Source organism: Pseudarthrobacter sp. Hb11 (genome assembly GCF_059383655.1).
Genome location: NZ_JBWZCM010000010.1, coordinates 16,779 through 37,302, shown reverse-complemented (window position 1 = coordinate 37,302; position 20,524 = coordinate 16,779). Strand labels below are relative to the sequence as shown.

The 20,524-nt window shown below is 64.5% G+C and carries 17 protein-coding genes; 4 read left to right on the top strand and 13 right to left on the bottom strand.

The features are described 5' to 3' along the window. The first annotated feature begins 177 nt into the window (after positions 1–177). Positions 178–591, top strand: coding sequence for an Hpt domain-containing protein (locus AC50X7_RS13840; RefSeq protein WP_494979540.1), 414 nt, complete (start codon positions 178–180; stop codon positions 589–591). Here the strand turns inward: AC50X7_RS13840 and AC50X7_RS13835 are convergent. After that, positions 564–1,331, bottom strand: a complete 768-nt coding sequence (locus tag AC50X7_RS13835) for a response regulator transcription factor (RefSeq protein ID WP_494979539.1) — start codon at positions 1,329–1,331, stop codon at positions 564–566. The two genes, AC50X7_RS13840 and AC50X7_RS13835, sit on opposite strands and share 28 nt — an antisense overlap. Before the next feature lie 94 nt (positions 1,332–1,425). Here AC50X7_RS13835 and AC50X7_RS13830 point away from each other — a divergent pair, with 94 nt between their 5' ends. Then, positions 1,426–3,081 (top strand): ATP-binding protein, encoded by a 1,656-nt coding sequence (locus AC50X7_RS13830; RefSeq protein WP_494979538.1) that lies wholly within the window; start codon positions 1,426–1,428, stop codon positions 3,079–3,081. Between the two features lie 32 nt (positions 3,082–3,113). On the opposite strand, the gene AC50X7_RS13825 is transcribed toward AC50X7_RS13830, so the two are convergent. The 10 genes from AC50X7_RS13825 to speB form a co-directional block, all read right to left on the bottom strand. Continuing rightward, positions 3,114–4,289: a 5-methylcytosine restriction system specificity protein McrC gene (locus tag AC50X7_RS13825; protein ID WP_494979630.1), complete on the bottom strand. Its 1,176-nt coding sequence runs from the start codon at positions 4,287–4,289 to the stop codon at positions 3,114–3,116. Positions 4,290–4,338: 49 nt separating this feature from the next. Continuing rightward, positions 4,339–6,570: an McrB family protein gene (locus tag AC50X7_RS13820; protein WP_494979537.1), complete on the bottom strand. Its 2,232-nt coding sequence runs from the start codon at positions 6,568–6,570 to the stop codon at positions 4,339–4,341. 69 nt (positions 6,571–6,639) lie between these two features. After that, entirely contained in the window at positions 6,640–6,873 is a 234-nt protein-coding gene (locus tag AC50X7_RS13815) for a PLDc N-terminal domain-containing protein (protein ID WP_307096390.1), read from the bottom strand. A 118-nt stretch (positions 6,874–6,991) separates the two neighbouring features. Continuing rightward, the gene (locus AC50X7_RS13810) at positions 6,992–7,408 is read right to left on the bottom strand and encodes an acyl-CoA thioesterase (protein ID WP_307096392.1); all 417 of its coding nucleotides are present in this window, start codon (positions 7,406–7,408) and stop codon (positions 6,992–6,994) included. A gap of 116 nt (positions 7,409–7,524) precedes the next feature. Beyond that, entirely contained in the window at positions 7,525–9,573 is a 2,049-nt protein-coding gene (locus tag AC50X7_RS13805) for an ABC transporter ATP-binding protein (protein WP_494979629.1), read from the bottom strand. 26 nt (positions 9,574–9,599) lie between these two features. Continuing rightward, entirely contained in the window at positions 9,600–11,333 is a 1,734-nt protein-coding gene (locus AC50X7_RS13800; protein WP_494979536.1) for an ABC transporter ATP-binding protein, read from the bottom strand. Positions 11,334–11,485: 152 nt separating this feature from the next. Beyond that, positions 11,486–13,081: an MFS transporter gene (locus AC50X7_RS13795; RefSeq protein ID WP_494979628.1), complete on the bottom strand. Its 1,596-nt coding sequence runs from the start codon at positions 13,079–13,081 to the stop codon at positions 11,486–11,488. A 48-nt stretch (positions 13,082–13,129) separates the two neighbouring features. Continuing rightward, entirely contained in the window at positions 13,130–13,612 is a 483-nt protein-coding gene (locus AC50X7_RS13790; protein ID WP_494979535.1) for a MarR family winged helix-turn-helix transcriptional regulator, read from the bottom strand. A gap of 279 nt (positions 13,613–13,891) precedes the next feature. Continuing rightward, positions 13,892–15,601, bottom strand: a complete 1,710-nt coding sequence (locus AC50X7_RS13785) for a thiamine pyrophosphate-binding protein (RefSeq protein WP_494979534.1) — start codon at positions 15,599–15,601, stop codon at positions 13,892–13,894. 5 nt (positions 15,602–15,606) lie between these two features. Next, complete coding sequence (speB, locus tag AC50X7_RS13780) at positions 15,607–16,671, bottom strand: agmatinase (protein WP_494979533.1); 1,065 nt, start codon at positions 16,669–16,671, stop codon at positions 15,607–15,609. A 227-nt stretch (positions 16,672–16,898) separates the two neighbouring features. On the opposite strand from speB, the gene AC50X7_RS13775 reads away from it, so the two are divergent. After that, positions 16,899–17,528: an endonuclease domain-containing protein gene (locus AC50X7_RS13775; protein WP_494979532.1), complete on the top strand. Its 630-nt coding sequence runs from the start codon at positions 16,899–16,901 to the stop codon at positions 17,526–17,528. A 154-nt stretch (positions 17,529–17,682) separates the two neighbouring features. Here AC50X7_RS13775 and AC50X7_RS13770 read toward each other — a convergent pair whose 3' ends face one another. Continuing rightward, on the bottom strand, positions 17,683–18,258 hold the full coding sequence (locus tag AC50X7_RS13770) for a helix-turn-helix domain-containing protein (protein WP_494979531.1): 576 nt from the start codon (positions 18,256–18,258) through the stop codon (positions 17,683–17,685). Positions 18,259–18,527: 269 nt separating this feature from the next. Between AC50X7_RS13770 and AC50X7_RS13765 the strand changes: the two genes are divergently transcribed. Further along, complete coding sequence (locus AC50X7_RS13765) at positions 18,528–20,048, top strand: sodium:solute symporter family protein (RefSeq protein WP_494979530.1); 1,521 nt, start codon at positions 18,528–18,530, stop codon at positions 20,046–20,048. Between the two features lie 77 nt (positions 20,049–20,125). Here the strand turns inward: AC50X7_RS13765 and AC50X7_RS13760 are convergent, their stop codons facing one another. Beyond that, positions 20,126–20,350 (bottom strand): hypothetical protein, encoded by a 225-nt coding sequence (locus AC50X7_RS13760; RefSeq protein WP_307096402.1) that lies wholly within the window; start codon positions 20,348–20,350, stop codon positions 20,126–20,128. Positions 20,351–20,524: the final 174 nt, after the last annotated feature.

Genomic DNA, 20,524 nt, shown 5'->3' with positions numbered 1-20,524 from the left:
ACACGACATTCGCCGACTCAAGTATTGGGCGTAAAACCCGCAGCCTCATCAAGAAACCCGCAATTCTCTCCGGAACCACTACTGGGTAGGCGGAGCAGCCCTAATCTGAAGAGGAGCTAATGCCCCACTTAGTCCCCCGGGTTTCCGGAGTGGAAGACCACACCCGAAAGGACAATGATGGCCCCGTCCGATGATGCCGGCAGCCCGCTCGTGGACCAGAGAATCCTGGACCGGCTGCGCGAGGATCTCGAGGAGGACGAGGGGTACTGCCGTGTCTTCGTAGGGAATTTCATCGACTACCTCCCGCATCGCATCGGACGCCTGAAGCTGGCCCTGACCACTGGTGACCTGGACGGATCCGTGGACGCCGTCCTGAGCCTGAAGTCATCCAGCCAAATGGTCGGAGCCGAGCGGCTCGCCGGCCTGGCCAGGGCCCTGGAGGGCGAAATCCGTTCTGGAGGGCTTGACGCTGACGCCGCCGTCGTCGTCCTCCCGAAGCTCGCTGCCTCGTTCCTTAAACCCATCAGACGGTGCAGCCGGCTGACGATGAAAAGTCTGCAGGCTCAGTGTTCGCCTGGAGCCAGCCTGTAACCCACGCCCCGAACCGTCTGAAGCCAGCGCGGTTTCTGTGGCGAATCACCCAGCTTCTTGCGCAGGTTCCCCATATGTACCTCGACGGACCGTTCGTCGGCTTCGCTGATGTAACCCCCGACGTCGTAATCCTCGTCCCGCAGCCGGCGTACGAGATCCGACTTGGTCCGGACAGTCCTGCCTGCTTCCAGCAGGGCGTGCAGCAGTTCGAACTCAGTGCGGGTCAGGTTCATCTCGGCGCCGTCCACAGTCACCGTGCGGGATGCATAACTCAACTCCAGCCCGTTATGGCTGTAATTCCCGCGCTCGGGATGCGCCTGCCCATCGGCCGAGGCCTCGATCCCTGAAACTTCTGCCGGATCCGGGACGGAACGGGGACGGCGCATCATTGCAGCGATGCGTGCGCGCAGCTCCCGAGGCCGGAACGGCTTGGTGAGGTAATCGTCCGCGCCGGATTCGAGCCCGATAAGGGTATCCAGCTCCTCGGTGCGGGCCGTCAGCATCACGATGTAGGCGTCCGAGAACTCACGGATTTGCCGGGACACTTCAAAACCGTCGATGTCCGGCAGCCCGAGGTCCAGGGTGATGACGTCCGGGTTAAGGGTCTTCGCCGTCAGGACGCCCTCCGCTCCGCTGCTGGCCACGGTCACGTCAAAGCCTGCCTGGGTCAGCACCGTGCGAACCAGTTCCCTAATGTCGTGGTCATCCTCGATGACCAGTCCAACACGTGCATCACTCATAGCGCCCCCTCAGCAGCCAACGTCTGAAGTATAGCTCGCTGCGGATATCCTGCTGATATGGCCTCGCACACCTTGTCCCGTAAGTTTTCGCGCCATGACTGACCCCATGGCATGGTCGTCCGGCCGGATAAGGTTCTTTCGGCGGCCCTTCCATGAGTACCGGCTGACGGAGCGGGTGGCGCTGAGCCAGATGCCGCTGTTTGTCACGACAATCCTTACGGCTTTCCTGGTGTGGGCGTTTTTCCCGGAAACCATGAACAACCCCCTCTTTATTGCCTTCCTGGTGTCACAGCTGGCCATCATGGCTCTGTGCTACCTGGTTCCTTGGGAGCGGCTGCCCTATACAAGCTTCCTGATCATTCCGCTGCTGGATTTCGTTTCCATTGCCATGGGCAGGGAGGGTGGGCAGGAAAGCCTGGCGGGAATCAGCCTGCTGGCCGTGTTCCCGGTGATCTGGCTGTGCGCCTCAGGGTATTACCCCCGCGCAGCACTTTGGCTGTCCTTCCTGGCACCGCTTGCCATCATCTGGGTCCCTTTGGTGCTGAAGGGCAGCGTCACTGGACAGGACCTCGCGCGGTCCCTGCTCCTGCCTGTGATGATGCTGGGCATCGGCGTTTCAGTCAGCGTTTTAACCCTGAGCATGACCCGGCAGCAGCGCGAGCTGGAGGATAAAGATGCCCAACTGCAGGCCAACCTGCAGACCAGCCAGCGCCAGGAAGCGCTGCTGAATACGGTCCTGGACACTGTCCACCTGGGCGTCCTGGCCGTGGACGCCGACGGGCATGACGTGCTCATGAACCGGAAGCAGCGGATCAACCACGAACTGGCACGGCCCAAGGACATAGCGGACCCGAACGAGTCCCAGCTGCTCGTTTTCGGGCCGGACCGGAAGACGCTGGTCCCGGTTCAGGAACGCCCGGTCCGCCGTGCCGTCCTCGGGGAAACCTTCACGGATTACCTCGTCTGGCTCGGCTCAGGCAATGAGCAACGGGCCTTCGTAACCACCGCCCGGGCAATGAAGGACGCCGACGGGAAGTTCTCCGGCTCCGTGATCGCGTTCAGCGACGTCACGGACCTCGTTAACGCACTGACAGCCAAGGACGACTTCGTCTCCAGCGTCTCGCATGAATTCCGGACACCCCTCACGTCAATCCTCGGGTATGTGGAAATTCTGCTCGGCGATGAGCCGGACGAATCACAGCGGGGCATGCTGGAGATTGTCCGCCGGAATTCGGAGCGGCTGCTGACGCTGGTTTCTGATTTGCTGTCTACCCGAAACGGGCAGCTGATCGTCTCTCCGCACGCCGTCGACGTGGCTGACCTCGTTCGCAACAGCGTCTCCTCGGCCATGCCGAAGGCGGCTGCTTCCGGTGTGGCGCTGGAGGCCGACACACCGGAACGGCTGGAGGCCCACGTGGACGGGGCTCGGATTTCCCAGGTCCTGGACAACCTGGTGTCCAATGCGATCAAATACTCCCCCGGCGGCGGCAACGTGGTGGTCTCGCTGGCGCAGGAAGACGGCCACCTGGCCTGCCGGGTCACCGATACCGGAATGGGCATGAACCCGGAGGACACCTCAGAGGTCTTCGCAAAATTCTTCCGCACCAGCAGCGTCCGCAGGACAGCCATCCCCGGCGTCGGCCTGGGCTTGCCGATCAGCAAAGCGATCGTTGAAGCCCACGGCGGAACCATCGAAGTGGAAAGCACCCTGGGCAAGGGAACCACATTCACGTTCCGGGTTCCCGTCTAAGACGTACGACGGCGGCCCCCCCGGCGCGAGCGTCAACCTTCGCCGCGCGCCTGCCGGACCACTTCGCCCCAGGACTGCCGGGCAAGTTCCGCGATCGAGGCGAGGATTTCGGACGGCTGCCTGGACAGGTCCAGCGGGAACTCGACAATGTCGATGTCCGTGTTGAGGATGCGGCGCAGTTTGACCTCCCCCGACCCCGCATAGACCAGCCAGGCCGTGGGCACCGCTAAAGCCGTGCAGTGGGCAAGCATTTGGTAATGGTCTGCCGTGAGCGAGGCACCGAGGTCGGAGGCGGCTTTGTACTTGGTGTTGTAGACCACCACGGGCCGCCCGCCCAGCAGGTGCACAGCGTCCGGCCGCACGGACAGGCGGTCCGCATCCCGCACCGCCTCACTCAGGAGCGCGTTGTACTGGAGCCGAAGCTCCCCCGGGTACTCCGCCAACGCCTCACGCAGTGCCGTGCCGACGAAGTCCTCGAACACCTGCGCCATGTCCACCACAAAAGAAGCGGTCTGCTGTTTGCCCTGGCCGGCTTCGGCCGAGGCGTTTCGGAGGATCAGCTCCGCCAGGCGGAGGACGGGGTGGTAGCGGAGGTTCATCCGGGTGGCCGTCCACCTCGGCAGCGGGGCACCTGCTGGAAGGCGGGTGACGGCGTCGAGCTTTCCCTTGAGTTGGCGGAGCCGGCTCAGCACCTCGGGGCGGACCCGCGGCACCTGTCCCATCCGCTCCAGAGCGGCGCGAAGGATGCGGTTTTCGGCGATGTCCTCGCTGAACTCGTCGTAGGACACTTCGAGGGGCACCAGCATGCCGGGCCGCCGGGAGATCTGGTCCGAGATCCGGATTCGTCCCTTGACCGTGCGCAGTGACTCGTCCACAGTGCGGTAGCCCTGCAGCACACCGCGCCCCAAGGCGCGTTCCGCGAGCTGGGCCAATGACTCAGCGAGTGCGCTCCACAGCTCGCGGTCCTCGATGGCCGCCACGGGATCCGGACGGAACCCCTGTTCCCCGGCGTAGCTGAGCAGGAACAGGAGCCGACTGAGCCCCAGCCGGTCCTTGGGCCGGACGTCCAGCTGCACGGTGGGGGTCCGCACTGAGCCGACCTTGCCTACCGGCTCGATCCGGTATAGACCGAGGCCCATCGGCGACGCCTTAGCCAGGCCGCTGGAGTTCAGGAAGGACGCGCTGGCGGGATCCAGCCGTTCCACCATCCCGCGGGACAGTTCGTCCAGCACCAGGTGCCGGACTATTGCGCCGGGGTCAGCGGCCTGCAAGGCGTTCCAGCAGCCGGTCCAGTCCGAAGCGTTCTTCGAGCTGCGGCCGGGTCAGCTGCCCGTGGTAGTGCTCCTCGAGCAGGGGCATCAGCTCGTACTTCCAGATGCGTCGCAGCCCGTTAGGGGTCTGGGCCGTCGGCTTCATAAAGTACGACGGGCCGATCATAAGGTCCCGGTCCCACTCATCGATTGCGCTGTTCAGGACATCGAGCAGCAGCGCCGGGGTGGTGTCCAGCTGGCGTGCCTCAAGGAACCGGAGCAGCGAGCCCTTCACCGGCTCGGTCTGCGGGTGCAGCTCAATGAACGCAAAACGGCGGCGGATGGCGGCGTCCATCATGGCGATGGACCGGTCCGCGGTGTTCATGGTGCCTATGATGTAGAGGTTGTCCGGCAGTGTGAACGGCTCGTTGGGGCTGTACTGCAGGTAGATCCGGTCGTCGCGGTACTCCAGCAGGAAGTACAGCTCGCCGAACACCTTGGCCAGGTTGGCGCGGTTCATCTCATCGATGATCAGGAAGTACGGTTTCTTCTCGTTGCCCGGCTTGGCGGCTTCTTCGGCGAGGCGGCGGAGCGGACCGGCCACGAGTTTGAAGGACACCTGGCCCTCGTCCGTCTTGTCCGGCCGGTAGCCCTCAAAGAAATCCTCGTAGGCATATGAGGGGTGGAACTGGACCAGTTTGACCCGCTCGTCAGTGGTGTCATCCGCAAGCTCCGCGGCGAGGTGCTTCGCGAGGTAGGTCTTGCCGGTACCCGGCGGACCGTACAGCACCAGCTGCCGGTTCTCCTCCAGCAGCTCGGCAATCTCCTGGAGCGGCTCGAGCTCCATGTGGAGCGAGTCCGCGAAATCGCGGGTCAGCGGACGGAAGCCCTCCTGGACGGAAGGTACGACGGCGGCCGCTTCAGCATCGCCGTCGGGCTCTGTTTCCGCTTCGGCGGGCAGCAGGCCCTGCAGTGCCTGCACCACCCTGGTCAGGTCAACAACGATTCCGGGCGTGGCCAACTGCCGCTGCACGTGGCGGGGAAGGCTGGTGGTGGTGTGGCCTTCGTCGAACCAGCGGACCTTTCGGCGCAGCCGGCGGTTGTCCTCGTTGTGTTCGGGCTCGCCCAGCACCACGCCCAGCCGCACGGTGCCCGAGTGCTGGTAGAGCACCAGGTCCCCGGGTTTCATGACGGTCAGGAATGCAAAGACCGCGGTTTTGGTGTCCTCGCGCTCCACGTAGCCGAGGTGCTTGTAGTCCTCGTCCACGGCGTGCTGGACCACCCCTGCCGTGACGCCGGGGCCCAGCAGGCGGAGATGTTCGACGTCGAGCGTCACCTTCTCCTCGCCCTGCCAGGCGGTGAGCAGCTCGGTGTTGTCGCTGTGAGTGCGCAGCAACCACGCCCGCCGGCCGGGATCGCCTACCTTGCGCCACTGGCTGACCAGCTGGCGGGCGTGCCAGTCGATGCGCTGGCCTGCCTGCTCGTCAAGGTGCAGGCGGATGCGGTGGATGTCGGCGGTGACGTCCTCTTCGGCGTCGCCCTTCGCGCCGCCCACCAGCGAGGCGAAGGCGTCACGGATTTCCTGGCGTTCCACGTCCGCGACCACCGGTTCAAAGTAGGTGGGCCAGGTGAGGAACTCGATGCTGCGGCGGATGGCCGGCTGGTCCCCCGGCGTTGCGGCGGCCAGATGGTGGAACTTCAACGGGTCCTGCAGCGCCTCGGCAATGTCCGCCGTCGGCTGCTGGTCCACGTGCTGTACAAAACGGCACAGCCATTTCAGGTGGTCCCAGATGGTCCAGTTGAACTCGGCGGTCCGGTCACGGATGACGCCGTGGTCCGTCAGCCCCTCATAAAGCTCCTCGGGCAGGTCCAGCGGAGGCTCGAGCCAGGAGGCGGCCTCGGCGACGCGGGCGCGCTTGACCTTCAGAGACTTCACCTCATGGGCCAGCGGCAGCGACTGCAGGAACAGCAGTTCGACGGCAAGCTGCTTCGCTTCCCGGGATGCGCCGCCCAGGTTCTGCCGGAGGTTTGTCATCATGGGCGCCTTCGGATCAGGCGTGCCCCGTTCCAGCCTTTCCAGGAGTTCCGCCGCGGCCTCGGACGTCCACGTCATGGTGCGTCCATCCAGTGCTGACGGCTTGCCGAGGAGCCCGGGACCAAGCACAAACCACGCGGCGTCCTCGATTTCCTTCGAGATGCCGAGGGCGCGGGTCATGGCAGCAGTGGAAGTGGGGGTCATGGATTCAAACTTACAGGGTGAAGCTGAACGGGTGCTCAGAGCCCTGCCCACGCCCCCTGTCCCGGGCTGCTACTTGACCGCTCCCGGCTTCTTCCGGCCGAAGGTGAAGTAGCCCACCGGCCCGATGAAGTTGATGAAGGATGCCGCCCGCCACGCCGCCTTCGGACCGTTGATCATTGCCGCCGGGCGCTTGGAGATGTCGCGCTGCGCTGCCACCAGGAGGGACACCTGTGCGATGCCCACCAGTATGGTGCCGGCCTTAGCGGACGGGGACATTTCCTTCCAGGTCTTTTTCTGTGCCATGGCTACTCCTCTTTGGTTGGGTTTTCAGTTTCCGGTGCAGGCAGTTCCGGCGCAACGGGCTGCACCGGCTAAGGGGACGCCCGGCGCAACGTGCACGTGGCGCCTGCGAAAATCCACTTCATGCTGTGAACGGCGCCATCCGTTCCTTTTGTTCAGGCGTGAGGCGCTGCACCCGGCCTGTCGCTTCGTCCACAAACGCCAGGTGGCTGCTCGCCTTCACGCAGTCCTCCCCCGTGACCGGGTCCTGGACCAGGTAGTGGATATCGAAACTGGCTCCCTTCACGGCACCGATCCACACCTGGACCACAGCAGGGATGTTCCGGTACTCCAAGGTTCTGACGTAGCGGATCTTGTGGTCCACCACCAGCGCCATGGTGCCGTCCGGGACGTCGTTGAAGAGGGAGACATGGGGCTCGATGCCTGGCAGCCCCGCTCCCCGCGGCGGCCCGAAAGCGCCGATCCGCGCTTCCTCAAGCATCCTTACGATCTGCACGTTGTTGATGTGCCCGTAGGCGTCCATGTCCCCCCACCGCATTGGAACCAGGACCTCGATCCGCCGCCCGCCGTTGCTGTCCGGCTTCTGCGGGTCATGCTGCAGGGGTGGGCCCTGCTGCGCCGTCGCGTTCTCCTGCGCCGGTGCCTCCTGCGCGCTCAGCTGTGCACCGCCGTCGAATCATCCACCGGCAGTGCCCCGGCGTCGGCACCGGCGAACTGGGACATGTACAACCGGTAGTAGGCGCCCTTGGCAGCAAGGAGGACCTTGTGGTTGCCCTGCTCCACAATCCTGCCGTTCTCCATCACCAGGATGGTGTCGGCGTCGCGGATGGTGGAGAGCCGGTGGGCGATCACGAAGCTGGTGCGGTCCGTGCGGAGCGCAGCCATGGCCTTCTGCACCAGCAGTTCAGTGCGGGTGTCAACGGAGCTCGTGGCCTCGTCGAGTATCAGCAGCGACGGGTTGGCCACGAAGGCTCGGGCGATGGTGATGAGCTGCTTTTCGCCGGCGCTGACGTTGTTGCCTTCCTCGTCGATCACGGTGTCGTATCCGTCGGGCAGGGCACGAACGAAGCGGTCAACGAAGGTGGCCTTTGCCGCGGCCATGACCTGTTGCTCCGTGGCGTCCAGGTTGCCGTAGCGGATGTTGTCGTAGATGGAACCGCCGAACAGCCAGGCGTCCTGGAGCACCATGCCTACCTTGGAGCGCAGTTCGGACCTGCTGAGGTGGGTGATGTCCACACCGTCCAGGGTGATGGAGCCGGAGGTGAGCTCGTAGAAGCGCATCACCAGGTTGACCAGGGTGGTCTTTCCTGCACCGGTGGGCCCAACGATGGCGACGGTATGCCCCGGTTGCGCGGTGAAGGACAGGTCTTCGATCAGCTTCTTGTCTTCCGTGTAGCTGAAGGTGACGTTCCTGAACTCAACGTGCCCGTCCGTTTTGGCCGGCAGGTGCTCGGTGGCCGTCTCAATGTCCTGTTCTTCGGCATCCAGGAATTCGAATACGCGCTCGGATGACGCCACGCCGGACTGGAGCATGTTGGCCATGCCGGCCATCTGCCCCAGCGGCTGCGTGAACTCGCGGGAGTACTGGATGAAGGCCGTGGCGTCGCCCAGGGACATGGAACCCGAAGCCACCCGGAGTCCGCCCACAACGGCGATGCCAACGTAGCTGAGGTAGGAGATGAACTGCATCACCGGAAAGATGATGCCGGACACGAACTGGGCGCCGAAACTGGCCTTGTACAGGGCCTCGTTGCGTTCCTCGAACCGTTCCAGCATGTCTGCGTCCCGCCCGAAGACCCGCACCAGGTCATGGCCGGAGAACGACTCCTCGATCTGGCCGTTCAAAGCACCGGTGTTTTTCCACTGGGCGGCAAAAAGCTTCTGGCTGCGCGAGCCGATGATCCCGGCAGCGACGCCGGACAGCGGAAGGGCCACCAATGCAATGAGGGCCAGCTGCCAGGAGACGATGAACATCATGATCACAATGCCGATGACGGTCAGCAGCGAGTTGATCAGCTGCGCGAACGCCTGCTGGAGCGCCTGCTGGATGTTGTCGACGTCGTTTGTTACCCGGGAGAGGACGTCACCGCGCTGGCGGGTGTCAAAGTAGTTCAGCGGAAGCCTGTTGAGCTTCTTTTCGGTGTCATCGCGGAGCCGGCGGATTACCTTCATCACGATGCGGTTCAGGACGTAGCCCTGCAGCCACAGGAAGACGTTGGCAACAAAGTACATCAGCAGCACCACGGCAATAAGGAAGGACAGCTTCTGGAAGTCGATGCCGCTTCCGGGCACCAGCTCCATCTTGGAGATCATGTCCGCGAAGTTGTCCTGCCCCTGCTGGCGCAGTCCCTCCACGAACTGCTCCTTGCTGGCACCGGCCGGGAGCTGCTTGCCAACCACGCCGCCAAAGATCACGTCCATCGCCTGGCCCAGGATCTTGGGGGCGACCACGTTCAGGACCACCGCGACCACCACCATGGCCACCACGGCGTAGATGCCCGCGGCCTCGGGCTTCAGCAGACCCAGCAACCGCTTGGCGGACGGCCAGAAGTGCTCAGCTTTCTTGGCCGGCATGCCACCGAACATGTCGCCGTCGGCTTCGGAAGGCTTGTATTCCTCCTCGAAGAATTCCTCGTCCCCAGCCAGTGCGTCCGCCACCGGCTCCGCCTCAGGCTGGTCGCGGGAAGCTGCTGGCTGGTTCATGTCGGTGGAGTCTTTCCTGCGGGGGCTCATGCCATCTCCTCCACGCTCAGCTGGGATTCAACAATCTCCTGGTAGGTGGGTGAGGTTTCCAGGAGTTCCTCGTGTGTTCCGCGGTCCACGATGCGGCCGTTGTCCAGCACCAGGATCTGGTCCGCTTCGGTGATGGTGGAGATGCGCTGGGCCACGATGATGACCGTGGCGTCGGCGGTGGTGCGCTTGAGCGCGGCCCGGAGGCGGGCGTCGGTGGCAACGTCAAGGGCGGAGAAGGAGTCGTCAAAGAGGTAGACCCTGGGCTTGGTGACCAATGCACGGGCGATGCAGAGGCGCTGCCGCTGGCCGCCGGAGACGTTGGTACCGCCTTGGGAAATCCGGGAGCCCAGCCCATTTTTCTTGTCCCGGACAAAGTCGGCTCCCTGTGCCACCTCAAGGGCGTCCCAAAGTTCCTGGTCCGTGGCCTCGGTTTTTCCGAAGCGGAGGTTGTGTTCGATGGTGCCGGAGAACAGGTAGGGCCGCTGCGGAACCAGGGCCACGCGCTTGGTGATCTCCGCGCGGTCCAGATTGCTGACCGGCACGCCGTCCAGCAGCACCTCCCCCTCAGCGATGTCGTAGAGGCGCGGCAGCAGGGACAACAGTGAGGTCTTCCCTGCGCCCGTGGCACCGATGATCGCGATGGTCTCGCCCGGCTTGGCGGTGAAGCTGATATTGCTCAGCACCGGCGACTCCGCGCCCGGGTACGCGAAGGTGACGTTTCGGTACTCCACCACGCCGGCCAGTTCAGCGGGGGTCTCGGGCCGTTCGGGATCGTTGATGGAGGGTTCGACGTCGAGCACCTCACCGATGCGGTCCGCACACACGGAGGCTCGCGGAATCATCATGGCCATGAACGTGCCCATCATGACCGCCACCAGGATCTGCAGCAGGTACTGGAGGAATGCGGTAAGTGCGCCCACCTGCATCTCGCCTGAGTCCACGCGCTGGCCGCCGAACCACAACACCGCAGCGGTGGACAGGTGCAAAATCATGCCAATGGCCGGGAACATCAGGACAAACAGGGCGCCGATCTTCAGGGATACGTCCGTCAGGTCCTTGTTGGCCTCGCCGAAGCGCTCGGTTTCGTAGGGTTCGCGGACAAAGGCACGCACCACCCGAATGCCGATGATCTGTTCGCGCAGGACTCCGTTGATGCGGTCGATCTTCTTTTGCATGGCGCGGAAGAGCGGCATCAGGCGGACTACCAGGTAGCCCACCACCACCAGCAGCACGGGCACGGAGACCCAGACCAGCCAGGACAGGTTAAGGTCCTCGCGCAGGGCCATGATGATGCCGCCGATGCACATGATGGGAGTGGCCACCATGAAGTTCAGCCCCATGAGCACCAGCATCTGGACCTGCTGGACGTCATTGGTGCCGCGCGTGATCAGGGTGGGCGCGCCGAAGGTGTTGACGTCCTTCGCGGAGAAGCTGGTGACCTTCCGGAACACCCCTCGCCGAAGGTCACGCCCTACGGCCATGGCGGTCTTGGAACCGTAGTACACGCCGGCGATGGCCGTTCCCACCTGGATGAACGCGACGAGGAGCATTACTCCGCCAGTGCGCCAGATGAAGTCGGTGTCCCCGAGGGATACCCCTTCGTCGATGATCTGGGCGTTCAGGCTGGGGAGGTACAGCGCAGCGATGGTGGACGCCAGCTGGAGAACGATGACGGCCACAATGTATGGCATGTACGGCCTGGAATACCGCCGTATGAGGGTAAGGAGCATGCCCACGGGTCCTTAGGAAGAGTTCGCGAAGTGGTGAGGCTTAAGTAGTACCAGCCGGGGCTGACAGCCTTAGCCTTCCCACTCTACGAAACTCCTCCCGGGGGGTGGAACAGCTCCGCAAAAGATCATCCGGGAGGAGTAGTGCCGGCGGCTTACCGGGCAGCGGAGGCGGGGACCGCCGTCGTGCCTTCCTTCTCCTGCGCCGCCGACTCCGCAGGCTGGATGTCCACGGTGCGCCGCAGCGGCTTTTCCTTGATGAACAGCACGGAGACCAGCGCGACGACGGTCACGGCGGCCGAGATCAGGAAGACTTCCGCGGTGGCGTCGCCATAGGCTGCCCGCATAATGTCGCGGACAGGCTCCGGCATGTGCGCGAGGTCCATGCTGGAACCGGCCGAGCCGCCCTGCACCGGGATTCCGGCTGCTGCCAGTCCCTTCGTGGCAAGTTCACTGACCCGGTTGGCCAGAATGGCGCCCAGAACGGAGACGCCGATGGCGCCGCCCACGGACCGGAAGAACGCCACGGAGGCGCTGGCCGTTCCGATGTCCGCAGCCCGGACCGTGTTCTGCACCGCCAGGACGAGGTTCTGCATCAGCATGCCCAGGCCCAGACCGAGCACCGCAGTGAAGACGCCTGCGTGCCAGAGTTCCGTGGTGTGGTCCATCGTGCCGGCAAGCCCGAGGCCGCCGATCAGCAGGATGGAACCGGCAACCAGGTAGCCCTTCCACTTGCCCGTCCGGCTGATCAGCAGGCCGGATGCCACCGAGCCGGCCAGGTTTCCGGCGATCATGGGCAGGGTAAGGAGCCCGGCTTCGGTGGGGGTCGCGCCGCGGGCCACCTGGAAGTACTGGCCCAGGAAGGTGGACGAGCCGAACATCGCGATGCCCACCGCCACGGAAGCAATGATGGCCAGGGCGGTGGTGCGCTCGGAGATGATCTTAAGCGGAATGATGGGCTGCTCCACCTTGGATTCCACCAGGACCAGCAGCGCCAGCAGGACGATGCCGCCGCCCACCATGAGGGCCGACTGCCAGGAGATCCAGTCGTAGTAGGCCGGGTTGCCCGCGAAGGAGACCCAGATCAGCAGCAGGCTCACACCGGATGTGAGCAGGATGGAACCGAGCCAGTCGATCTTGGCGGGCCGGCGCACGTGGCTGATTTTGAGGGTGACCTGCAGCAGGATCAGTGCGACGACGGCGAGCGGCACGCACACGAAGAAGGTCCAGCGCCAGCCGAGCGGGCTGTCCACGATGAAGCCGCCCAGCAGCGGGCCGCCGGCGGTGCCGACTGCCATCACTGCGCCCATGTAGCCGGAGTACTTGCCGCGGTCCCGCGGCGGGATCATGGTGCCGATGATGGCCTGGGCCAGGGCGGTGAGGCCGCCCATGGCGACGCCCTGGATCACCCGTGCCACGAGGAGCAGCGGGATGGTTTCGGACAGGCCGGCCATCACGGAACCGGCCACGAAGATCACGATGCTGAGCTGGACCAGGACTTTCTTATTAATGAGGTCAGCGAGCTTGCCCCAGATGGGCGTGGTGGCGGCGTTGGCCAGCAGCGCGGCCGTGATGACCCAGGCGAAGTCGGTCTGCGTCCCGTGCAGGTCGGACATAATGGTGGGCAGCGCGTTGGCCACGATGGTGCTGCTGAGGATCGCCGTAAAGAAGGCAGCCAGGAGCCCGGTGAGGGCCTCCATGATCTGGCGGTGGGACATCTCCGGCGGCGCCTCCGCGGGTGCAGCGGACATGTGGGCCGTGGCGGCGGTTGGGCTTGCCTCGAGGTGGGTTGCCATGGTTCAGCTCCTGGGAGGTGTGGTGGTGATGGTGCCGGCCGCCTTTGCCCGGGCTGATTGCATAAGTGATTCCGTGAGCTTGTGCAGGGTTTTTGCGGTGCTGCCCGCGTCTTCCTCGCTCCAGTCGCGCAGGTAGTCCTGCAGGACGGCTGTCCGCTGCTCCTCGATGAGGCGGAGCTTCTCCGCACCCAGGGGTGTCAGGGCAACCAGTTGGGCCCGGCCGTCGTCGGGGTCCTGCCTGCGCACCACGAAGCCATGCTCTTCAAGGTCCGCGATGTGGCGGCTCAGGACCGGGGCGCTCACTCCCAGCCGCTCGGCCAAGTGAGTGGCCCGGGACTCCCCCTCACCCACGAAGCGCAGGACACCCTGGAGCGCTACTCCCGTGTCCTGACCGCGCACGCTGGCGGTGGCAATGCACCGCACAGCACGCTGAAGGTCAAAGATCTGGTACACGAGATCCGCCGCCGTGTCCGGTGCTACTGCCATTGCTTCAGCACTCCCTACTTGCTTGCCTTAAGCAACTATATCGGAAGTTGGTTGCTTTGGGAAACTAAGTGCTGGGGCGGGCAGGTTTACGCCCGGCATGGGAGATGCAACTTGTCAGTAAACATGCTTTCCATTACCTTGGTTTCAGCTTCTCCGCCTGTCCCCCATCAGGCGGAGCGGTTGCCAGAAAGGCCCTGCAGCACGTCGTGCCGCGGGGCCTTTTACTGTCTGTGCCTGTGCCGGATTCAGGCCGGCTGCCAGGTCCAGGACTGGCGCAACCTATTCGGGCAGGTGGGTGGGGGCGAACATCTTCAGGAGCGTCTCAACTACGACGACGTTGGGCCCGTCGGCCGCGAACCCCGCCTGCAGCGCCTCCCGCACGTCCTCCGGTGCGACTTTTGTGGCCGGCACGCCGAACGCTTCGGCGAGTTGGACGAAGTCCGGCCGCGCGAGTTCGGTGGCGGTTGCCTTGCCGAACGCACCCACCATGTATTCGCGCAGGATCCCGTAGCCGCCGTCGTCCACAATCAGCCACGTGACCGGCACGTTGTGCTGTTTCGCGGTGGCCAGTTCAGAGATGGAGTACATGGACGAGCCGTCACCGGAAACGGCGAGGACCCGGCCGGGTTTGCCGACGGTTTCCAGTCCCACTGCCGCGCCGATGGCTGCCGGGAAGCCGTAACCGAGCCCGCCGGCACCCTGGGCGGAGTGGAACTGGCCCTCGCGGGCGTCCCAGCAGCTCCAGCCCCAGTATGCGGAAATAGTCATGTCCCAGAAGGTCTGCATATCCGCCGGGACTGCTTCGCGGATGTCGGCCATGAACTTCAGTTCCTTGCCAAGGTCCTGGGATTCCAGCCGTGCCCGGACCTTCGCCAGCGCTTCCTTCACCAGGTCCTCGGGCGGGATTCCGTGCCAGTCCGGCCTGGTCTGGACAGACTCAATCACCAGCGCCTCGTCCAGGGCAGCCAGGGCCTGGCCGGCGTCGGCGCGGATGCCCAGGCCCGGTCGGTTCGACTCGAGAACCCGGGGTTCGGCGTCGATCTGGATGATTCGGCCGCGCGGCTCGAAGGTGAAGTAGTTGGAGGTGACCTCACCCAGGGACGAACCGATCACCACCAGGACGTCCGCGTCCTCCAGCACATCGGTCATGTAGCGGTCCTCGACCCAGGACTGCAGCGACAGCTCGTGGTTCCAGGGGAACGCGCCGTTGCCGCCCGGCGTGCAGATCACCGGAGCGCGAAGTTTCTCCGCGATGGAGAGCAGGGACTTCTCGGCCCGGCCCCGCCGCGTCCCGCCGCCCGCAATGATGGCAGGGCGTTTCGCCGACTGCAGCCACCTCACCGCCTCCCGGACCAGCTCCACCCGGGGCGGGTTGTCCGCAGCTTCGGCGAGCGCATCCTCCACCGGCGGGACCATGATCGGATCGAGCAGGACGTTCTGCGGAATTTCGATCCAGACTGGTCCCTGGGGCGAGGAGATCGCTTCGGTCCAGGCGTCCTGGATGGCGGACGGGATACCTGACGCGTGCTGGATCAGCCGCTGGCTCTTGGTGACGTTGGCGGCCGAGGCCTTCTGGTCATCGAGCTGGTGAAGCATACCCTTGCGCCTGGCACCCAGGCCCTCGAGCGGGATCTGGCTGGCCACCACCACCATGGGAACCCCGGTGGCATACGCTTCCTGCAGCCCGGCCAGGGACGTCAGGGCACCGGGGCCAGTGGACAGGAAAAGAACACCCACCTCCCCCGTTGCGCGGGAGTACCCGTCTGCTGCGAAAGCGGAGTTGTTCTCCACGCGCGACGAGACGAACTGCAGGTTGCCCCTGCCCATCGCGTCGAAGAGTCCCAGTGCGTGCTGGCCGGGGATGCCGAACACGGTTTTAGCACCCAGGGCTTCAAGGGTTTCGACGACGAGGTCCCCGCCGTTGCGGGCACCCGCGGGAGCACTGTCCCCTGCAGGAGCAGCTGCCGTCCCCGGATCGAAATCGATCATACTGCTCACTCCTTGCCGGCTGCGGCGAAGCCTGCCGGACGGCGGGCTTCCTGGCCGAGGGCCTGGGCGGCGTAGCCTGTTGCGGCTCCAAAGCGGTCACCGGCCACAGCGTTGTCCGCCATCAGGGTGACCAGTTCGTAGGCGACGTGGCTTGCGGCCACGCCGGTGATTTCGGCGTGGTCGTAGGCGGGAGCCACCTCGACGATGTCGGCGCCCACCAGGTTCATGCCGCGGAAGCCCCGGATGATTTCCAGCAGCTCGCGGCTGGTGATACCGCCGGCTTCCGGGGTGCCTGTGCCCGGTGCGTGGGCCGGATCCAGGACGTCAATGTCCACGGAAATGTAAAGGGGGCGGTTGCCGATCCGGTCGCGGACCTTGGCCACGGTTTCCAGGACACCCTGGTAGTAGACGTCCGCGGAGGTGACGATGCCGAACCCGAAGCGATGGTCGTCGTCGAGATCCTTTTTGCCGTACAGGGGCCCTCGGGTGCCGATGTGGCTGATGGCCTCGGTGTCCAGGATGCCCTCCTCGACGGCGCGGCGGAACGGCGTGCCGTGCGTGTACTCGGCACCGAAGTAGGTGTCCCAGGTGTCCAGGTGCGCGTCGAAGTGCAGCATGGCGATGGGTTCCCCGGCACGCTCTGCGGCGGCGCGGAGCAGGGGCAGGGCGATGGTGTGGTCCCCGCCCAGGGTCACGAGCTTGCTGCCGCCGCTGGTGAGGTCCAGTGCGTTCTGCTGGATGGTCTCGATGGCTTCGTTGATGTTGAACGGGTTGACGGCCATGTCCCCGGCGTCGGCCACCTGGACGTTTTCGAACGGGCTGACGTCCCATGCGGGGTTATAGGGGCGCAGCAGCCGGCTTGCTTCGCGGACGTGGTTGGCGCCGAAGCGAGCCCCTGGGCGGTAGGAGACACCCGAGTCGAAGGGAACGCCCACCACGGTGACATCCGCCTTTTTCACCTGGTCCAGGCGCGGCAACCGGGCATACGTTGCCGCCCCGGCGTAACGGGGAATGCGGGATGAATCGATGGGGCCAATGTTGCCGTTGGCTTCGATGCGCAGCTCTTCCAATGGAGGCCTCTCCTTCGAGGAGTTGAGGGACTGATGTGACTGCCATCATACAGCTTGTTTTCGCATGTGCACCAGCTGTTTACTTATTTAGCTTTCCCCCTGCAAGGGGTCAGCGCGGCGAGGCGGACGTTCCCGCCCAATTACTCCGCCACACCTTCTTACCGGCTCCGCTTCGACCGCGGAACTGCGCGGGGCCCTCAACAACTGGACTGCTTCACGCAGAGCAAGTGGGCAGGAAGGTACATGGAAAGCCGGGCCCGATACCCAGATACAACCAGCTCCACCTGCCCTGCAACCACGGCCACGGCGCAGGCTTTGTCCGGCACCGGTCCATTCGCTTCGGTGGACATCCGCTGCTGCCCGTGGCCGGAGTGGCGGATGTGGTCCTGCACTCGCTGGGGTGCCTGCCGCCACCAGCGTCCACCGCTTTGGCGACGTCGGCCATCCGGCTGCACGGCCTGCCAGTGGAGCTGCTGAAACAACAACTCCTCGCTGACCGGTCAGCGCCCGCTCTACGGGCACTTCGGAAGCTGGACCTCCGCGCCGAATCCATCGTTGAAGTGGCTGCCCAGCACCTCTTCCGCACCAACGGCGTTGCCTTCGAACCACAGGTTTCCCTGCCGGGCATCGGTCGGGTGGACTTCCTCCTGAACGGCTTCCTGATAGTGGAGATCGACGGGTTTGCGTTCCATTCACAACGGGCGGACATGCTGCGTGACCGTGACCGGAACAACTCCTCAACCGTAAAAGGCTACGCGGTTCTCCGCTACATGCCAGAGCACATCTGGTTCAACCAGGAACGGGTTCTGGCCGACATTCGCACTGCACTGGCACTCAGAGCAAGCACCGCTGGCTGACGGGGCGCGCCTTCCCGCCCAGTTACCGGCCGGCCCGCTGCAATACCGTTCCACATAACCCGCGTAAGTACCGGAGGCAGTCGGTTAACCGCTTAGGGCCACCCGACCAAGTGGACAGGAAGGCACAAGCCGGGAGAACCGGCAGGGGGCGGAGTCAGCGGCTGGCGGCCGGGACCAGGACCCAGAGGACTTCGACCGGCTGGTCCGTGGGGTTGACCCAGGTGTGCGGTTCCCGGCCGGGGAAGGTCACGGTGTCCCCGGTACTCAAGTCGTATTCCTCATTAGTGAGGATCAGCTTGATTTTGCCCTTAATAACGTGGAGAACGTCAACGTCGCAGTCCACGGCGTAGAGCTCGGATTCGCCGCGGCCGTGCGGTTCGATGCAGGCCTGGATGATCTGGATGCGCCGCTCCGAGCGGGCCGTGAGCAGGCGCTCCACGATGCCTTGGCCGCCGAGGGAGATCCGCGGCCCGTCATTGCGCTTGGTGAGGTGGGTCTCCGGCGCGGCGAACAGGTCGCCAATGGAAATTGAGAGGACTTGGCATAGCGTCACGAGCGAAGCTACGGAGGGGGACGTCAGGTCACGCTCCACCCGGCTGAGGAACCCCTTGGTAAGACCAGTAGCGTCGGCGACCTGCTCAATGGTGAGCCGCTGGGACTGTCGTGCGGCGCGGATCCGGGAGCCAATGGCAACAGGTATATTGCTCGGCTCAACTGGCAGTGCCTTCATCTGCGTACCTTTCATGGCCGGCAGCCCGGCCCCGCTCTGGAGCAATACTAATGGCCAGCCGCGTCTATGACGCCTGCATGGCGCGCAGGGTTCCGGACATCAGCAGCCTCTTGACTGTTACCACGGTCACAGCCTACTCTTTGGAAAACACCTGTTGCCTATAGGGCAATATTTGAGAACCCACTCTCACTCATCCTCATGCAGCGGTTCCCGGCCGTCCCTTTCTTCCGGAGACCACCCCAGCTGCCAAAAGCTCCAAGGAGTCCAACGTGGACGCAAATGTCATCAACATCGCCATTGTGGTGGTGTATCTTCTCGCAATGCTGGCATTCGGCTGGTGGGGCAAGTCCCGTACCAAGAACAACAGCGACTTCCTGGTCGCCGGCCGCCGGCTTGGCCCGTTCCTTTACACCGGCACCATGGCCGCCGTCGTCCTGGGCGGTGCTTCCACGGTGGGCGGCGTGGGCCTCGGCTACAAGTTCGGCATCTCCGGCATGTGGCTGGTCGTCGCCATCGGCGCCGGCGTCCTGCTCCTGAGCCTCCTTTTCGCCGGCACCATCCAAAAGCTGAAGATTTACACGGTCTCGCAGATGCTCACCCTGCGCTACGGCAGCAGGGCTACCGAGGCTTCGGGCATCGTGATGCTCGCGTACACACTGATGCTCTGCGCCACGTCCACCGGCGCCTACGCCACCATTTTCGTGGTCCTCTTCGACTGGGACCGTGCCATGGCCATTGCCGTCGGCGGCGCCATTGTGCTGATCTACTCCACGGTGGGCGGCATGTGGTCCATCACCCTGGCGGACCAGGTGCAGTTCATCATCAAAACTGTCGGCATCTTCTTCCTGATGCTCCCCTTCACCCTCAACGCCGCGGGCGGCATGGACGGCATCCGCAGCCGGGTGGATGAAAGCTTCTTCCAGATCGACGGCATCGGCCTGCAGACCATCATCACCTACTTTGTGGTGTACACCCTGGGTCTGCTGATCGGCCAGGACATCTGGCAGCGCGTCTTCACGGCCAAGACGGCCAAGGTGGCCAGGTGGGGCGGCGCCACCGCCGGAATCTACTGCATCCTTTACGGTGTTGCGGGTGCGCTGATCGGCATGGCCGCCAGCGTGGCGCTGGCCGACATCGAGATTGCCGCAAAGGACGACGTTTACGCCGAGGTGGCGCAGAGCCTGCTGCCGATCGGCATCGGCGGACTGGTGCTCGCAGCCGCCGTTGCAGCAATGATGTCCACAGCATCCGGGGCACTCATTGCGGCCGCAACCGTGGCCCGCGCCGACGTCCTGCCGTTTGTGGCGAGCTGGTTCGGCAAGAACATCAACACCGAGGACACGGACAACCCCGAGCATGACGTCAAGGCAAACCGCATCTGGGTCCTCACCTTAGGCATCGTTGCCATAGTCATCGCCATCATCACCAAGGACGTGGTTGCGGCCCTGACCATCGCCTACGACATCCTGGTGGGCGGCCTCCTCGTGGCCATCCTGGGTGGCCTGGTCTGGAAGCGCGGCACGGGTGTGGCCGCCGCCGCTTCCATGGCCGTGGGCTCGGTGGTCACGCTGGGCACCATGATCGTCCTGGAGATCAACGCCAAGGCGCCGCTGGACGGGATCTACGCCAACGAGCCCATCTACTACGGCCTGCTTGCATCCGCCGTGGTGTACGTCGCCGTTTCCCTGCTGACCAAGCCCACGGACCCCCAAGTGATGCGCAACTGGCAGCGCCGCGTTTCCGGGCAGGACAGCCGGGAGACTTCGGCAGAAGCAGTTTCGGCTCCCTAGCAGACGTCTCGGGCACGCACGACGGCGGCACCTCACCTTTGCTTTCCAGCGAAGGTGTGGTGCCGCCGTCGTCCGTTCTATTGAGCCTCGCGGAATTCGTCGTCATCCAGCGGGACCACGCGTTCCTCTGCGTCGATGATGACGGGCGGCGTTTGGACTACGGGTTCCTCCGCGTCCAGGAATTCATCCTCGGTGTCCCAGTCTTCTTCACTGACGGGCACATCCTCGGCATAGTCGTAAGCGGGATCGGCTTCTACCGAATCAAGGTGGGGCATGTCCGGGTGCTGTCCGGTGGTGTTCATTGTGCGACCTCCGTTTGTTCGCCTCTGACGTGCTCTTTCGGGTGCGCGCTGGCGTGCGCCACAGTTTCATCACAGCACCGCACGGTGCCGCGGTCAAGGGTCAGCGCGTTGGGTGCTCGAGCCCCTGAAAACCCTGCGTTTTGAGGGATACCGAAACTCCGGAGTGAGGGAAGC